Source organism: Paraburkholderia sp., from assembly GCF_028283785.1.
Classification (GTDB): domain Bacteria; phylum Pseudomonadota; class Gammaproteobacteria; order Burkholderiales; family Burkholderiaceae; genus Paraburkholderia.
Window position 1 is genome coordinate 132,295 of record NZ_JAPWKB010000015.1, and the last position, 16,432, is coordinate 148,726.

Sequence of the window (16,432 nt, forward strand, 5' to 3'; positions counted from 1 at the left end):
GGTTCATCGCGACAACCATGCCCGCCGCACGCCTGATTCCCCTTCTTCCGTCGTTCCCTCCTGTCTGCCTCGACACCTTGCGCACCGAACGCCTGACCCTGCGCGTCGCGACGCTCGGGCATGCAGCCGCGCTGCACGCGTATCACGTCGACAACCGCCAGCATCTGAAACCGTGGGAACCCGCGCGCACCGACCGGTTTTTCGAAGCCGACGCGATCGCCGGGCGTTTGCAATCGATGGTCGCGCAGCAGGTGAACGGCCACGCGCTGCATCTGCTGCTGTTCGAGCGGACCCGCGACGAACTGATCGGCGAATGCAACTTCACGAACATCGTTCGCGGGCCGTTCGATGCGTGTCATCTGGGCTTCTCGATATCGAAGCGCTTCGAGGGACGCGGCTTCGCGCGCGAAGGGCTGCGCACGGCCATCAACCATGTGTTCGGCGTGATGAACCTGCATCGGGTGATGGCGAATTACCGGCCGGAGAACCAGCGAAGCGCGCGCCTGCTCGAACGGCTCGGCTTCGAAAAAGAAGGCGTGGCGCGCGCGTATCTGAAGATCGACGGCGAATGGGCCGATCACGTTCTGACTTCGCGAATCAACCCGCACGTCTGAGCGCGCCCGGCACGCTCACCAAGCCCATCCTCACGACGTCTCCGAGCGCCGCTCGCTCGCCGCCACCGCTCGTTCCGGCGCGCGTGCCCGCCATGCGCCGCGCATGCGCCGCACACTGCCGCGCGCGCCGGATTGCGCGAACGTCGCCACCGCCTGAAACGCGACCGGTGCGAATACGAGACCCAGCACGGTCGCAGTGACCACGCCGCCGAACACGCCCGTGCCGATCGAGCGACGGCTTTCCGCGCCGCCGCCGCTTGCCAGCACCAGCGGCACGACGCCCAGCAGAAACGCCGCCGAGGTCATCACGATCGGCCGGAAGCGCGCGCCCGCCGCGCGAATCACCGCGCGAGTCAACGGCACGCCGCGCAGGTTCAGATCGCGGGCGAACTGCACGATCAGGATCGCGTTTTTCGCGGACAGGCCGATCACCGTGATCATCCCGACCTTGAAGTAGACGTCGTTCGGCATGCCGCGCATCAGCATCGCAGCAATCGCGCCGATCACGCCGAGCGGCACGACCATCAATACCGCCAGCGGAATCGTCCAGCTTTCGTACAACGCGGCCAGCGCCATAAACACCGCCAGCAGCGACAGACCGAGCAGCAACGGCGTCATTTGCGCGGACGCGCGCTCCTCGCGGGCCGCATCGACCCAGTCGAACGCGATACCGGGCGGCAAACTCGCCGCGAGCCGCTCCATCGCCGCCATCGCCGCGCCCGAACTGACACCGGCGGCCGCGCGGCCGTTCAGATCGAGCGACGGATAGCCGTTGTAGCGCGTCAGCGACACCGGCCCGATGGTCCAGCGGCGCGTCGCGAACGACGACAGCGGCACCATCGCGCCCGACTGGTTCGGCACCGACAACGCCAGCAGATCGGTTTCGGTCATCCGCGCCGACGCGTCGCCCGCGACCACCACGCGACGCATCCGGCCGCCCGCCGGAAAATCGTCCACGTAATACGAGCCGAAGGTGCTGCCCAGCACGTCCGCGATCCGCTCGAACGGCACGCCGAGCGCATACGCTTTGGCGCGGTCCACGTCGAGTTCGATGCGCGGCGCGTCGGGCAGATCCTCGACATGGATCGACGCCAGCGACGGATCGGCCTTCGCGCGGTCCGCGAGTTGTTCACGCGCCGCCTTCAACGCGTCGCGCCCGAGACCGCCGCGATCTTCGAGACGGAACGTAAAGCCGTCCGAATGGCCGACGCCCGGCACCGACGGCGGCAATTGCGCGTCCACGTTGCCGTCCAGAATCCGGCTGAACGACTGGTTCAGCGTATCGCGCAGGTGGATCGCATCGACCTTGCGCGCGTCCCAGTCCTTCAGCGTGACGAACTGCATCGCAACATTCTGTCCGCTGCCCTCGAAACTCCAGCCGATCACGCTCGTGACGTTCGCGACCGCCGATTGCGCGCGCAGGATCGACTCGGCCTGTTCGACGACGGCGAGCGTGCGGGATTGCGTCGCGCCGGCGGGCAACTGGATCATCACCTGCAACTGGCCCTGATCCTCGACTGGCAGGAAACCGCCAGGCATCCGCCAGTACAGCACGCCGCACGCCAGCAGCAACACCGCGTACACCGCCAGCAACGGCCCGATTCGCCGCATCGCGGCGGCGGTCATGGTGCGGTAAGCACGTGACGCGCGGTCGAAACCCCGTTCGAAACGCGTCGAAAACCGCGCCGCGATGCCGGCCACGCCGCGTCGCGCGTCGCGCTCACGGACCGACCGCGCGGGCGCGCTAAGCAGGTTCGCGCACAACGCGGGCGTCAACGACAAGGCCATAAACGACGACACCAGCATCGACGCGATCATCGCGACGGCAAACTGACGGTAAATCCCGCCGACGCCACCCGGAAAAAACGCCATCGGCACGAACACCGCCGTCAGCACCGCCGTCACACCGACGATCGCGCCGCCGATCTGCTTCATCGCCTTCACGGTGGCGTCGCGCGGCGACAGCCCGTCCTCGTCCATCACGCGGTGCACGCTTTCGACCACCACGATCGCGTCGTCGACCAGAATGCCGATCGCCAGCACGAGGCCGAACATCGTAAACACGTTGATCGACAGACCGAACGCGTACATCGCGAGAAACGCGCCCATCAGCGTGACCGGAATCACCACGGTCGGCACCAGCGCATAGCGCAGATCGCGCAGGAACAGCCACATCACGAAAAACACCAGCACGATCGCTTCGGTCAGCGTAACCAGCACTTCGCGGATCGCGACGTGAACGAAACGCGCGCTGTCGAACGGCACCTGAATCGCGACGCCGGGCGGCAGGCGGTTCGACAGTTCGGCCAGCCGCGCGCGGATCGCGTCGGCGGTTTCGATCGCATTGCCGCGCGGGCCGAGCTGAATCCCGACCGTCGCCGATGGCTGGCCATTCAGCCGCGACCAGAACGTATAGTTGTCGCGACCGATCTCGATGCGCGCGACATCCGCGAGCCGCACCGTCGAGCCGTCCGCACGCGCCTTCAGCACGATCCGGCCGAATTCCTGCGGCGAGCGCAACTGCCCTTTCACGTTCACCGACGCAGTCAGTTGCTGGCCGTCGGCGAGCGGCGCGTCGCCGAGCGTGCCGGCCGCGACGCTTGCGTTTTGCGCGGCGATCGCGGCGTTGACGTCGGACGCGGCAAGGCCGAACTCACGCAGCTTCATCGGGTCGAGCCAGATTCGCAACGCTTCGTCGGCGTCCCATAGCTGTGCGGAACCGACGCCCGGCGCGCGTTTGAGTTCGCGCATGATGTCGCGGCTGAGAATATCGCTGAGTTGCGCGGAATCGCGCGTGCCGTCGGTGGACGTCAGCGCGACCAGCATCAGGAACGTGTTCGCAGCCTTCCACACGCTGATGCCCTGCTGCACGACCTGCTGCGGCAGGCGCGGCTCGACCTGCTTGAGCCGGTTCTGCACGTCCATCATCGCGATGTCGGGATTGGTGCCCGGCGCGAACGTCGCGGCGATCTCCAGATTGCCGAGACCGTCGCTGGCGGTCTCGTAGTAGAGCATCCCGTCGGCGCCATCGAGACTTTCCTCGATGATGCTGCCGACGTTCGCATCGACCGTTTCGGTCGATGCGCCCGGATACACGGCGTCGATCACGATGCGCGGCGGCGCCAGCCGCGGATATTGCGCCACCGGGAGTTGCGGCAACGCCAGCGCGCCCGCGACGATTACCGCGAGCGCGACGATCCACGCGAAGACCGGTCGGTCGATAAAGAAGGCGGGCAAGGCGTCCTCAGAGGGGCGTTTCAGACGGAAGCGCCGACGCAAAGCGCGGCGCCGCGGCGAAACGCGCCATATGGAACACATCGACAAGCATGCCGTCGCGCATCGCGAAGGCGGGCGAGCGCCCTTCCTCGACGAAACCGAAGCGCGTGTACAGGCCGATCGCCCGGTGATTGTCGACGAACACCGTCAGCTCCAGCCGACGTAATCCCATCGTCGAATCCGCTCGGTCGAGCGCGGCCGCGAGCAAGGCCGTACCGACGCCGCGTCCAACGTAGTCGTCGTGCACGGCGATGCCGACGCCCGCGCTATGCGCCATCCGGTGCGGTCGCGGCAACACGTCGATCAACCCGACCACGCGGCCGTCCACTTCCGCACACAGTCCGAGTGTGTTCGCGGGCATCCTGTCGAGCCATTTCGCGACCGTCGCATGCGAGCGATACGGCGTCTGCAAGGTGCCGTGCCGCGTGCCGGGGCAGTTCATCAAAGCGGCGATGGCATCGAGATCGGACACTTCGCGCACGCGGATCGCCACGCGTGCGGCGGCTGTGTTGGGCGCGCCGTTCATGCGCACGCTCCTTCGTGCAACCGGGCATCGGATTGCGGATGCGCGGCGGGCGCGCGAACCCGTCCCATGAACAGCGTGTCGATCAGCAGACCGTCGCGCAGTACCGCGCCGCGATACGTGGCTTCGCCCGCGAAACCGAACTTGCGATACAGCCCGATCGCGCGATGGTTGTCGGCGAACACGCTCAGTTCGAGACGGCGCAGTCCGTACCAGTTGTCGGCGGTGTCGATCAGTTCGGTCATCAGCCGCGTGCCGATACCCTTGCCTTGCCAGTCGTCATGCACGCTGATGCCGATCCGGCCGCTGTGCGCGCGGCGCAGCGAGCCCGGATGCAGATCGGCGGTGCCCACGACCGTACCGTCGATGCACGCGGCAATTGCGATCGCCGGAGATTCGAGCTTGACGATCCATTCGCGCGTCTGCTCCAGCGTCGAATGCGCGGGCGTCGGATTCTGCCGCACCACGCCGGGACACATGCGAAGCGCGTAAATCTGCGCGGCGTCGTCGGGATGGACGGACCTGATGTCGATATCGACGCGTCCGGCCGGATGCCGCGTCGTGCTCTCTGATGGGCTGCTGCGTTCTGTCATTGTCATTGTTATCGTGGTCAATCGGTCAATCCGTCATCGGCTACTCACAGCGTCAGTTCGAACGAGCGCGCCAGCAGGCCAGGCAGTTTCCAGCCGCCCGTTTCCCGCTCGCCCCACGTGCCGTCGCTCAGCAGCAATTCCGGTTGCGCGTCCAGACGTTCGAGTTCGCTCGACAGCAGACGGTACAGGCTGTCGTCGAAGCGCATCGCATCGACCGGCGCGACGATCTGGCCGCGCTCGACCCAGAACGTCGCGAAACGCGTCATGCCGGTCAGACGGCAATTCATCCGGTCCGAGAAATTCACGTACCAGAGATTGCCGACATAGAGCCCGGTATCGAGCGCGCTCAGGATATCGGCGGCATCGAGATCGCCGCCCGCCATCGACAGCGACTCGGGCGCCTCGCTCGCGGGCGCGCCGTTCGGCGTCAGGCCGTATTCGCGCGCACTGCGGGCATTGGTCAGTTGACCGGCGCTGCGTCCGTCGCGAATCAGCGCCACGCTGTCGCGCTGATAACCGTCGCCGTTAAAGCGCGGCGCGACGTTCAGGCTCAGGTCTTCCGTCATCGAAACGCGCGGATCGAATCCGACTTCGCCGTTATGCAAGCGGAACAGCGGGCTGCGCGCGCTGGCGTTCGCCCGCGCGGAAAAGCCGGTCCACGATGCGGAGCCGACCAGTTCCAGCACCGCCGACGGCGCGAAATACGTGCGATAGCGTCCCGGCGACAACGCGCGCGGCGTGCGTCCGAGCACCGGCAGGCGCGCGGCCGCCTGCTCGACTTTCGCGGCGAATACGCTGTCGTCCCAGTGATCGCCCGCGTAAGTGCTTTTGATAGCGCGGCCGCTCGGGTCGTACAGCGACCAGCTGAAGCTGAAGTTGCTCACTTCGTACCAGCCGCGACTGCCGCGCGACGAAGCGAAGCCGCGCATCACCGGCCCGCCCGCATAAAACCCGACGAAATCGACGCCGCGCGCGCATTCGCTGACGATGCACAACAACGCGTCGGGCGTGGGCAGCTTGCCGCTGCGGCGCGTCGCCTGGTGCCATTGCGTGGTGTCGTACAACAGATGCGGATCGTCGGGCGCATCGCGCAAGCCATCGCGCAACGTGCTCAGCGCATCGGCGATATCGCGCAGATCCGCGGCCGGATCGCCGCATACCGTCAAACTCGAATACGCCTGCTTCGCGCCGTCGATCAGCCGGATCGTCAGCTTGCCTTGCGACACCTGGCCGATCTGCCGGACCTTGCCGTCGTTGAAACGGATAAAGTCGGACTGCTCCGCCGACAGCCGCGTCAACGCGACTTCGTCACCGCTCAGTAAAGTATCGATCGCGTCGGCCAGCAACGCGAAATGAGCGTACCAGTCGGGCGATTGCGCGCCCGACGCGAACTCGAAGCCGCCGGATGCGCCGGATGCGCCGCTCGGGATGACAACACTCATTGCGCCCCTCCGAACACATCCACGTTGCGGAACACGCACGGCGGCGACGCATGCCCGACGCGCACCACTTGCGCCGGCTCGCCCTTGCCGCACATCGACGTGCCGAACACTTCGCGCGTATCCGCATTGCCGACCGCGCTCAGGCTGCGCCAGAAACTGGCGGAAATGCCGCGATAGTTCGGCTGTTTGACGACCTGCGTGAGCTTGCCGTTTTCGATCAACTGACCGAACTCGCAGCCGAACTGAAACTTGTTGCGATGGTCGTCGATCGACCACGAGGTATTGGTGCGCATCAGAATGCCATGCTCGATGCCCGCGATCATCGCGTCGAGCGTGCTGGTTCCCGGTTCGATATTCAGGTTCGCCATCCGGTCGATCGGCGCGCGGTTCCAGCTCGACGCGCGCGAATTCGCGACGCCCGGCATCTTCGCGCGCTGCTGCGACAGCGCACCGCCGAGCGGCCGCTCCAGCATGCCGTCGCGGATCAGATAGGCCTTGTGCGCGGTGCTGCCGTCGTCATCGAATGCGTACGACGCTGCTTCCTCGCGCAACGAAGGATCGAAGGTCACGTTCAGCAGCGGCGAGCCGTAACGGTAGGTGCCGAACATCTCCGGCTTGACGAAGCTCGAACCGGCGAAGTTGCGCTCGTCGCCGAGAATCCGGTCGAGCTCCAGCGGATGCCCGATCGACTCGTGAATCTGCAACATCATCTGGTCGGGCATCAGCAGCAGGTCGCGCGGACCCGACGGGCAATTCGGCGCGGCAAGCAAGCTCAGCGCGTCGTTGGCGAGCCGCATGCCCGCGCCGTCGAAGCCGTAGCGCGTCAGCACTTCGAGGCCGCCCTGCGCGAGCGTGCCGTAATTGCCGCCGAGCGTGCGCACCTGCGTGTCGCCGTTCGCATGCGCCGCCACGCTCATTTCCGGCATCACGAGACGCCAGCGCTGGACGATATGCGCGCCGTCGCTGGTCAGATACGTCTGTTCGGTGTGGGTGATCTGCACGGACGCCGTGCGCTCGACGATCCGGTCGTCGATGTGTGCGGCGGCGCATTCGTGCGCGAGCCGCGCGAGCCATTCGCCGCGCGACGGCAACGGCCGCTCCGCGTTCGGCGACACATACTCGCCGCTCGCCGTTTCGCGCGACACCGCGCGATGATCGATCAGCGAAACGTCCGCACTGGCGAGCGCGCGCTGCGTGGCGATATCGAGCGCGGCCTGCAGGCCCGCCACCGACAGATCCGTACTGGCCGCATAGCCTGCACCCGCACCGGCCCACGCGGTCAGCATCGCGCCGCGCTCGCGCTGGGTGCGCAGCGGCTGCACGACGTCGTTGCGCACTTCGTGGTCGTCGATCTGTTCGTCGACCACCCGCAGCGACCAGAAATCCGCCTGACTGTTCAAGGCACGGGCGGCTTGCGCCCAGCGCGATTCACTCATTGCAACACCTCGGGTTCGTCGTGCTCCGGCGCGATCATCGACGCGGCGAGCAACGACTGCGTATAAGGATGCGACGGCGCGTTCAGCACATCGAGCGTGTCGCCCGACTCGACCACACGGCCGTTCTTCATCACGATCACACGATGCGCCATCGCGCGCATCACCGCCAGATCGTGCGTGATGAACAGATAGCTTAACCCGTACTTCTTTTGCAGACCCGCCAATAGCTTGAGCACCTGTTGCTGGATCGATACATCGAGCGCGCTGGTCGGCTCGTCGAGGATCAACAGTTCCGGCTCGACCGCCAGCGCGCGCGCAATCGCGATCCGCTGACGCTGCCCGCCGGAGAACTCGTGCGGATAGCGCAGCATCGATTCGTGCGGCATGCCGACTTCCTCCAGCAGCGAGCCGACCCGCGCGCGACGCGTGCGCGCATCGATTTCCGGACGATGCACCTCGATCCACTCGCCGACGATCTGCTCGACCGTCATCCGCGGCGACAGCGACCCGAACGGGTCCTGAAACACCACCTGCATCCGCGAATACAGCGCGCGGCGCGAGTTCGCGCCACGCAACGCCGACAACGGCGCACCGTCGATATGGATATGACCGGCGGCGAGCCGTTGCAGACCGAGCAGCGTCGCCGCGAGCGTCGATTTTCCGGAACCCGATTCGCCGACCACGCCGAGCGTCTCACCGCGACGCAAGCTCAGATCGACATCGTGGACGGCGCGAAACGTCGAGCCGCTGAACAGCGAGCGCCAGCCTTTCGCGGCGGTCCGGTAATCGACTGCGAGTCCGGATACTTCGAGCACGCGCCGCGCATGCGGCTCGACCGGCTCGATCTCGCGATGCGGCTCGCTGTCGAGCAGACGTTGCGTGTAAGGGTGCTGCGGCGCGGCGAACAGCGCCTGAGTCGTGTTGGTCTCGACCAGCACGCCCTTTTCCATCACCGCGACCCGTTGCGCGAAGCGCCGCACGAGGTTCAGGTCGTGCGTGATCAGCAGCACGGCCATGCCGCGATCGGCGGCTTCCTGCTCCTGAAGCTCGATCAGCAGATCGACGATCTGCTGGCGCACGGTGACGTCGAGCGCGGTGGTCGGCTCGTCGGCGAGCAGCAAACGCGGACGGCACGCGAGCGCCATCGCGATCATCGCGCGCTGCCGCTGTCCGCCCGACAGTTGATGCGGATAGCTGTCGATCCGCCGTTCCGGTTCGGGAATGCCGGTGCGGCGCAGCAGTTCGATGCCGCGTGCGCGCGCCGCGTTCGGCCGCAAGCCTTCGTGCAGGCGCAGGCTTTCGGCAATCTGCTGGCCGATCGTGAACAACGGATTGAGCGCGGTCATCGGCTCCTGAAACACCATCGCGATATCCGCGCCACGAATCCCGCGCATCTGCTGTTCGGTCTTGCGCAACAGATCGACGCCGTCGAGGCGAATCTGGCCGCTGTTGCGCGCGTGTTCGACCAGCCGGAGAATCGACAGCGCGGTCACGCTCTTGCCCGAGCCGGATTCGCCCACCAGCGCGACGCGCTCGCCGCGTTCGATCGTCAGGTTCAGATCGCGAACCGCGACCTTGTCACCGAAACTGATCGAAAAGTTTTCCAGTTCGAGCAGCGGATGGCGCTTCGTGAGATCAGTCGTGTCGCTCATCGCTGACCTCCGCCGAACGCCGATCCGCGCGAGCGCGTGTCGAGCGCATTACGCAGCGCATCGCCCATGAAGGTCAGCAACAACAGCGTGACGACCAGCGCGGCGAACGCCGACATCGAGATCCACCACGCGTCGAGGTTGTTCTTGCCTTCCTGAAGCAGTTCGCCGAGGCTCGGCGTCGGCGGTGCGACACCCAGCCCGAGAAAGTCCAGACTCGTCAGCGACAGGATCGCCGCGCTCATCCGGAACGGCAGGAACGTGATGACGGGCGTCATGCTGTTCGGCAACAGATGCCGCCAGATGATCTGCCAGTTCGACAGGCCCATCGTTCGCGCCGCGCGCACGTAGTCGAGCGAGCGGTTGCGCAGGAATTCCGCGCGCACGTAATCGGACAGCACCAGCCAGCCGAACATCGACAGCAGGATAAACAGCAGCCACAAACTCGGCTCGAAGATCGACGCGAAAATGATCAGCAGATACAGATCGGGCATCGAACTCCACACTTCGATCAGCCGCTGTCCGATCAGGTCGGTGCGACCGCCGTAGAAGCCTTGCACCGCGCCCGCCAGCACCCCGAACACGATGCCCGATACCGTCAGCGCCAGCGCCATCAGCACCGACAGCCGGAAGCCGTACAGCAGTCGCGACAGCACGTCGCGGCCGTATTGATCGGTGCCGAGCCAGTTGGTCGCGGACGGCGACGCCGGAAACGGCCGCGTCGCGAAATAATCGATCGTGTCGTAGTGGTAGTGATTCGGCGGATAGATCGCGAAGTTGCCCTTCTCCGTCAACTGCTTGCGGATAAACGGATCGAGATAGTTCGCGCGGGTCGGGAAATCGCCGCCGAACATCGTCTCCGGATAGTCCTTCACGATCGGAAAATAGTAATGGCCGTCGAAACGGACCATCAGCGGGCGGTCGTTCGCGAGCACTTCGCCGAGCAGGCTCAGCACGAACAGCGTCGCGAACACGATCAGGCTCCAGTAGCCGAGCTTCTGGCGACGGAAACGCTGCCACACGCGTCGCCCGGGCGACACGGAAACCGGCAGCGCGCCGGGCGGCAGCTTATCGGTCCAGGCTGTTGAATTGGATGCGGGGGTCGACGAGGACATAGCAGACGTCAGCAATGAGTTTGGTCACGAGACCAATCAGCGTGAACAGGAATAGCGAGCCCAGCACGACCGGATAGTCGCGGCGGATCACCGAGTCGTAAGACAGTTGGCCCATGCCGTCGAGCGAAAACAGCGTTTCGATCAGCAGGTTGCCGTTCAGGAATGCGCCGACGAACGCGGCAGGCAAGCCGGTCAGCAGCGGAATCGCCGCGTTGCGCAGCACGTGCTTCCACAGCACGTCGCGCTTCGGTGCGCCCTTCGCACGCGCGGTCAGCACGTATTGACGGCCGATCTCCTCGAGAAAGGTGTTTTTGGTCAGGATCGTGACGATCGCGAAGTTGCCCACCACCGACGCCGTCACCGGCAACACGATGTGCCACAGATAATCGAGCACCTTGCCGAACGCGCTGAGTTCGTCGAAGTTATCCGAGGTCAGCCCGCGCATCGGAAACACCTGCCAGAACGTGCCGCCGCCGAACAGCATCAGCAGCAGCACGCCGAACACGAAGCCCGGAATCGCATAGCCGCTCAGCACCATCACGCTGGTGGCGGTATCGAAGCGCGAACCGTTGCGCACCGCCTTCGCAATACCGAGCGGCACCGACACCAGGTAGGTCAGCACCACCGTCCATAGCCCGAGCGTGATCGACACCGGCAGCTTCGAGCGGATCACGCCCCACACGCTCTGATGGTGATAGTAGGACTGCCCGAGATCGAAACTCGCGTAGTCCTTCAGCATCTTCAGATAGCGCGTGAGCGGCGGCTGGTCGAAACCGAACTGCCTCTTGATCTGCTCGATCTGCTGCGGATCGACGCCCTGACTGCCGTGATACGCACTGCCGCCGCCACCGCCTTCGCCGCCACGCTGCTGACCGTGACGCAACTGGGTCATCATCTGTTCGACCGGCCCACCCGGCACGAACTGCGTGACGACGAAGGTCAGCGTGACAACGCCGATCAATGTCGGGATCATCAACAGCAGACGTTTGACGATATAGATAAACATAAGCCCCTCACTTCGCCGCAGCGGCGTTCGCCGCGGCAGTCGGCGTCTTGCGATACCAGTAGCTGACGATCCAGTCCTCGCACTGGTAACTGACCGGCGTGACCGGCGGATAACCGAGCGGGCTCTGGTACGCGATCCGCGTATCGGGCGCGAAATACTCGGGCACGAGGTAATAGCCGTTGATCAGCACGCGGTCGAGCGCGTGGGTCGCGGTTTCGAGTTCGGCCAGCGTGGTCGCGTGAATCACCGCGCGCACCAGCGCATCGACTGCCGGCGACTTCACGCCCGGATAGTTCTCCGAGCCGACCTGCGACGCCGCCGCGCTGCCGAACCTACGTTCCAGCTCGGAACCCGGAATCGTCACGCGTTGATAGACGAACGTCGTCATATCGAACTCGAAGTTGTCGATCCGCTTCTGGTACAGCGCGCTGTCGATCTCGCGCATATGCGCATCGACGCCGAGCAGTTGCAGGTTGCGCATATACGGCAGCAAAACGCGATCCATGCCCGGTTGATCGTCGATGATCTCGATCGACATCGGATCGCCCTGCGCGTCGCGCAACTGGCCGTCGCGCACGGTCCAGCCCGCTTCCGCCAGCAGGCCGCGCGCGACCCGCAGGTTGTCGCGCAGCGTGTGCGGCGCAATCGTGTCGGCCTGCTTCACCATCGGACCGAACACGGCCGCCGGCAAGCTCGCGCGATACGGTTCGAGCAGCGTCAGTTCCGCGTCGGACGGCATACCTCGCGCGGCGAACGGACTGTCGTCGAAATAGCTGTTGGTGCGCTGGTACTGGCCGTAGAACGTCATCCGGTTCAGCCAGTCGTAATCGAACGCGAGCGCGAGCGCGTGGCGCACCCGCACGTCCGAAAACATCGCCTTGCGGGTATTGAACATCATCCCCTGCATCTGCGCGCCGTGGTCGGCGAACAGGTGGCGCTGCAACTTGCCGTTGTCGAAATTCTTGCCGATGTAACGGCGAGCCCATTGCATCGAACTGTATTCGACCATCACGTCGGTATCGAGCGCTTTCAGCGATTCGAGCTGCGTGTAGTGGTCGTGATACAGCTTGAACGCGACGCGCGCGAAGTGGTACATGCCGCGCCGCGACGGCAGACTCGCAGCCCAGTACGCGGGATTGCGCCGATAGACGATCTGCGTGTCGTTCTTGCGCTGCTCGATCAAATACGGACCACTCGCGACCGGCGGCACGTTGGTCAACTGGTCGAACGGCGTGCGCGTGCCGTTGGCCTGCATCGCCCACTTGCGCGAAAACACCGGCAGATCGCCCGCGATCAGCGGCGCGTCGCGCTGCGGATGGCGGAAATCGAAGCGCACCCGCGACCCGTCGAGCACCGTCGCTCGGGTGATCACCGCGAATTGCGAGTTGTACAGCGGCGACGCGTGCGGACTGCTCAGCGTATCGAACGAGTATTTGACGTCGTCGGCGGTAATCGGGTCGCCGTTCGAAAAGCGCGCGCGCGGGTCGATATGAAATGCCGCGGACATGCCGTCCGGCGCGACCTCGACGTCGTCGGCGATCAACGCGTATTCGGATGCGAGTTCGTCCCAGCTGCGCTGCATCAGCGTATCGAACATCAGATGCAGAATGTCCGGCGCCGGCGACCCCCGCGTCAGGAACGGATTGAGCGAATCGTAGCTTTGCGCTTCGTCGTAGTTCTGAAACGACAGCGTGCCGTCCGACGACGCGTTCGGGTCGGCGTAGTCGAAATGCGTGAAGCCGGCCGGATACTTCGGCGCGTCGTACTGCGCGATCGACGCCTTCGCGAACGCGGGCGCGCTCGCGAGCGGCACGGCCAGCAGCGCCGCGATACACGTCGCCGTCACCCGCGCCGCGAACGTCTGGGCGACGCGCGCGCGCGGGCCTCGAAACCTGTCGGTTGTCATCATGCGTGTCTGGACGCGCGCCGGCTCGTAGCCGACGCGCGATGCTTCGGAACCGCGCGGGCGGCAGCGGGTAGCCGCCGCTCGCGCGGTTCCGGGTTGAAGGCCGGATGGGTAAAGTGCGAAGGCCGGAAGTTCGCGGTGAAGCCGGACCGGAACGATGTCCGGCTTACTCGTCGTCGGACGGCGTGGTCTTGAACGAGAACTGTACTTCACCGACGTACGGCTCGGCGTTCTTCTCGCACGTGTACGCCTTGCCCGCTGCGATCACGGCTTCGTTGAACACCGACGTGGGCGGCGTCACCCGCACGATCTTCACGTCGCTGACGCGGCCGTCCGTGCCGATCGTCAGATGCGCGATCACGTCCGCGGAAATACCGTCCGTCAACGCCTTGCGCGGAATCACCGGCTGCACCGACTGGCAATGCCCGCGACCGTCCACCACGCCATGCAGCGCGGGTGGCGCTGGCGGCGCGGCAGGTGCCGGCGCGGGCGCCGGGGCCGGCGTCGGCGATGCGACCGCCGGTGCGTTCGGCGCCGGATTCGCGGTCGGCTGGATCACCGGCTGCGGGGTCGGCCGCGGCGGTGGCGGCGTCGGCGTGGGCTTCGGTATCTCGTGCTTCGGCTGGGCTTTCGGCGGTGCGGGCGGCGGCTCCAGCTTCTTCACTTCAGGCGGCGGCGGTGGCGGCGGCGGAGGCGCGATCTGCACGCGCATCTCCTTCGGCGGCGGAGGCGGCGGCGGCTGGAACTTCATATGCGACACGCCCAGGATCACCAGCGCCTCGACCAGCACCGCAACGCCGATCGCCAGCTTCATGGACATGCGACCGTGATGCGCCGGCGTGGTCGATGCCCAGAGTGCGCCGTCGAGGCGGTTTTGCGGATCTTTCATGTCGATGGCCGGTGAACTCATGTCGTCGGGTTCGTGGCCAGAGCGACCGAACTGATGCCCGCCGCGCGCACCAGATCCATCACCTTGACGATGTTCTTGTAGCTCGTGCCCTCGTCGCCGGCAATCGCCACGTCCACCTTCTTCGAATCGTGAACCAGACCTTGCAGACGCGCGGTCAGTTCGTCGGGCGTCACGGGCTTCGAATCCAGATAGATTTCATCCGTCTTCGTCACGCCGATCGACACCTTGATGGTCTGCTGCAACTGCTCGGCCGTACTCGATTGCGGCAGGTCGAGCTTGATGCCCGTGCCCTGGATCATCTTCAGCGTGGCGAGCATGAAGAACACCAGCAGGAACATCATGATGTCGATCATCGGGATGATCTCGATGCGCGCTTTCTCTTCACCGCCGAGGTAATGGCTGCGATGGTTTCGCATGGTCCGTCTCCTTGAGTGCGGGGCTCAGACTGCGAAGCGCGATACGAGCAGCGACTTGATGAGGTCGAACTGGTTGACCGTCATCCGGATGCGCTTGTTGAAGTAATTCAGGAAGATCACGCAGATGATCGCGATGGTCAGGCCACACGCGGTGGCCGTCAGCGCGTGGCCGATGCCGCCCGTCACGCCGTTCGGATTCGCGGTGCCGCTGGTGCCGAGCACGTTGAACGATTCGACCATGCCGATAATCGTGCCGAGCAGACCGAGCAGCGGTCCGAGCGTCACGGCCGTATCGAGAATCCACAGGTTACGGTCGAGACGCGGCAGCTGAAACATGATGGTTTCTTCGATCTCGCGTTCGACGACTGCTTCGCTCTTGCCCTTCACTTTCATCGCCGACTTCACGAGTTCGCCTTGCACGGTCTGCTTGTAGTGCTCGGCCACTTTCGCGGCGTCGTCGAGATTGGCGGCGTCGACGAGTTTCAGGTCATGTTCGAGGGTCTTGCCGGCACGCACCGCACGCGAGAAAAACATGAAGCGTTCGATGATGATCGCGATGCCGAGCAGGAAGATGAAAGCGAGGAGAGGGATCAGACCCATCGACTGGATCGAGTAGGTAACGAGGGTATTCAGCACTGCGGACTCCGGTTAGTACAGGCTCAAGCGGCCGTTGAATAACGGTGGGTTTCGAGATGCCGGCTGCCTTGTGGGTCGCCGGCTAAAAAGGCCCGCCACCTATGCAAAGCCCGTACCAGGTTGAACGCGGACAAGCCGTTTCGTCCCGCCCGAGCGACGCCTTCAAGCCCTTACAAGCCGCCCTTTGTCTTTTATTTCATAGCCTTATCCGCCGTAACACAAAAAATGACATGCGCGACGGCTTGCGCGGCCTTCGCGCACGCATATAGCAAAACAAATTGCGTCCGGTAATTGGCGTATAGCCGGTTTCGAGTAGATAACCTGGTAAAGCCTTTAATGCGTGATTGCCGAATTGGTGCGAAAACGGCGCATTGAAACGCTTTGGTGCAATGTCCGAATATGACATAGACAACCTTATTACATTACGCTTTCTAATTGGATGCAGTTTAGTACCACGCTAAACACCAGTTGCAGACCACTTCCCTGCCGTCAAGCCACTACGCGTCGCGCGAAGCGTCCTTACCAATCATTTTCTTACAGTTATTACAACCTCTTTTAAAGCTGTTTTAATTGCCCTGAATTAGGGAATTTTATTCATTTCAAACGCATTTTATTTAATGCACCAATTCGGAATTAACGCATTCGCGCGGTGCGAAGCTTGCACCAATCGCAATTAGAATAAAGCGCCTAATTGAATTTTTTCCGATGGAAACTTTCTTTCGTTCTGTTACGCGCGAGGCAAGACTTATTTCACCTCCTTACGCTCGTAACGGAATTTTTTGTAAGAGGAAATTCCCAGACAAATCAATTGCTTCGTTGCAATCCGGTTGGTTGTACGAGGCCACTTCGACGATCCGCGACCACGCACATGGCATATCTCGTGCTCATGCTGCGCTCGCTTCAAAACCAA

At 64.3% G+C, this 16,432-nt stretch carries 13 protein-coding genes; 1 reads left to right on the top strand and 12 read right to left on the bottom strand.

The genetic code is table 11. The features are described from left to right. Positions 1–17 precede the first annotated feature (17 nt). The gene (locus tag PW947_RS18555) at positions 18–614 is read left to right on the top strand and encodes a GNAT family N-acetyltransferase (protein WP_299633819.1); all 597 of its coding nucleotides are present in this window, start codon (positions 18–20) and stop codon (positions 612–614) included. 30 nt (positions 615–644) lie between these two features. On the opposite strand, the gene PW947_RS18560 is transcribed toward PW947_RS18555, so the two are convergent. The 12 genes from PW947_RS18560 to PW947_RS18615 form a co-directional block, all read right to left on the bottom strand. Further along, the gene (locus PW947_RS18560; RefSeq protein WP_299633820.1) at positions 645–3,851 is read right to left on the bottom strand and encodes a multidrug efflux RND transporter permease subunit; all 3,207 of its coding nucleotides are present in this window, start codon (positions 3,849–3,851) and stop codon (positions 645–647) included. Positions 3,852–3,858: 7 nt separating this feature from the next. Then, positions 3,859–4,416, bottom strand: a complete 558-nt coding sequence (locus tag PW947_RS18565; RefSeq protein ID WP_299633821.1) for a GNAT family N-acetyltransferase — start codon at positions 4,414–4,416, stop codon at positions 3,859–3,861. Continuing rightward, on the bottom strand, positions 4,413–5,012 hold the full coding sequence (locus PW947_RS18570; protein WP_299633822.1) for a GNAT family N-acetyltransferase: 600 nt from the start codon (positions 5,010–5,012) through the stop codon (positions 4,413–4,415). The genes PW947_RS18565 and PW947_RS18570 overlap by 4 nt, the downstream gene beginning before the upstream one ends. Positions 5,013–5,050: 38 nt before the next feature. Beyond that, positions 5,051–6,448, bottom strand: coding sequence for a TldD/PmbA family protein (locus PW947_RS18575; protein WP_299633823.1), 1,398 nt, complete (start codon positions 6,446–6,448; stop codon positions 5,051–5,053). Continuing rightward, on the bottom strand, positions 6,445–7,884 hold the full coding sequence (locus PW947_RS18580) for a TldD/PmbA family protein (RefSeq protein WP_299633824.1): 1,440 nt from the start codon (positions 7,882–7,884) through the stop codon (positions 6,445–6,447). The genes PW947_RS18575 and PW947_RS18580 overlap by 4 nt, the downstream gene beginning before the upstream one ends. After that, the gene (locus PW947_RS18585) at positions 7,881–9,536 is read right to left on the bottom strand and encodes a dipeptide ABC transporter ATP-binding protein (protein WP_299633825.1); all 1,656 of its coding nucleotides are present in this window, start codon (positions 9,534–9,536) and stop codon (positions 7,881–7,883) included. The genes PW947_RS18580 and PW947_RS18585 overlap by 4 nt, the downstream gene beginning before the upstream one ends. Further along, on the bottom strand, positions 9,533–10,648 hold the full coding sequence (locus PW947_RS18590; protein ID WP_299633826.1) for an ABC transporter permease: 1,116 nt from the start codon (positions 10,646–10,648) through the stop codon (positions 9,533–9,535). Before PW947_RS18590 ends, PW947_RS18585 begins: the two co-directional genes overlap by 4 nt. Further along, positions 10,602–11,654, bottom strand: a complete 1,053-nt coding sequence (locus PW947_RS18595) for an ABC transporter permease subunit (protein ID WP_299633827.1) — start codon at positions 11,652–11,654, stop codon at positions 10,602–10,604. The genes PW947_RS18590 and PW947_RS18595 overlap by 47 nt, the downstream gene beginning before the upstream one ends. Positions 11,655–11,661: 7 nt before the next feature. Then, positions 11,662–13,560, bottom strand: a complete 1,899-nt coding sequence (locus tag PW947_RS18600) for an extracellular solute-binding protein (RefSeq protein WP_299633867.1) — start codon at positions 13,558–13,560, stop codon at positions 11,662–11,664. A 166-nt stretch (positions 13,561–13,726) separates the two neighbouring features. After that, positions 13,727–14,470: an energy transducer TonB gene (locus PW947_RS18605; protein WP_299633828.1), complete on the bottom strand. Its 744-nt coding sequence runs from the start codon at positions 14,468–14,470 to the stop codon at positions 13,727–13,729. Continuing rightward, positions 14,467–14,886, bottom strand: a complete 420-nt coding sequence (locus PW947_RS18610) for a biopolymer transporter ExbD (protein ID WP_299633829.1) — start codon at positions 14,884–14,886, stop codon at positions 14,467–14,469. The genes PW947_RS18605 and PW947_RS18610 overlap by 4 nt, the downstream gene beginning before the upstream one ends. A gap of 24 nt (positions 14,887–14,910) precedes the next feature. Further along, entirely contained in the window at positions 14,911–15,522 is a 612-nt protein-coding gene (locus PW947_RS18615) for a MotA/TolQ/ExbB proton channel family protein (protein WP_299633830.1), read from the bottom strand. Positions 15,523–16,432: the final 910 nt, after the last annotated feature.

Excerpts from the sequence above, each read along its gene's own strand:
- PW947_RS18575 (WP_299633823.1), bottom strand. The coding sequence starts at position 6,448 with ATGAGTGTTGTCATCCCGAGCGGCGCATCCGGCGCATCCGGCGGCTTC.
- PW947_RS18605 (WP_299633828.1), bottom strand. The coding sequence starts at position 14,470 with ATGAGTTCACCGGCCATCGACATGAAAGATCCGCAAAACCGCCTCGAC.
- PW947_RS18570 (WP_299633822.1), bottom strand. The coding sequence starts at position 5,012 with ATGACAATGACAGAACGCAGCAGCCCATCAGAGAGCACGACGCGGCAT.
- PW947_RS18580 (WP_299633824.1), bottom strand. The coding sequence starts at position 7,884 with ATGAGTGAATCGCGCTGGGCGCAAGCCGCCCGTGCCTTGAACAGTCAG.
- PW947_RS18600 (WP_299633867.1), bottom strand. The coding sequence starts at position 13,560 with ATGACAACCGACAGGTTTCGAGGCCCGCGCGCGCGCGTCGCCCAGACG.
- PW947_RS18555 (WP_299633819.1), top strand. The coding sequence starts at position 18 with ATGCCCGCCGCACGCCTGATTCCCCTTCTTCCGTCGTTCCCTCCTGTC.
- PW947_RS18565 (WP_299633821.1), bottom strand. The coding sequence starts at position 4,416 with ATGAACGGCGCGCCCAACACAGCCGCCGCACGCGTGGCGATCCGCGTG.
- PW947_RS18595 (WP_299633827.1), bottom strand. The coding sequence starts at position 11,654 with ATGTTTATCTATATCGTCAAACGTCTGCTGTTGATGATCCCGACATTG.
- PW947_RS18590 (WP_299633826.1), bottom strand. The coding sequence starts at position 10,648 with ATGTCCTCGTCGACCCCCGCATCCAATTCAACAGCCTGGACCGATAAG.
- PW947_RS18610 (WP_299633829.1), bottom strand. The coding sequence starts at position 14,886 with ATGCGAAACCATCGCAGCCATTACCTCGGCGGTGAAGAGAAAGCGCGC.
- PW947_RS18585 (WP_299633825.1), bottom strand. The coding sequence starts at position 9,536 with ATGAGCGACACGACTGATCTCACGAAGCGCCATCCGCTGCTCGAACTG.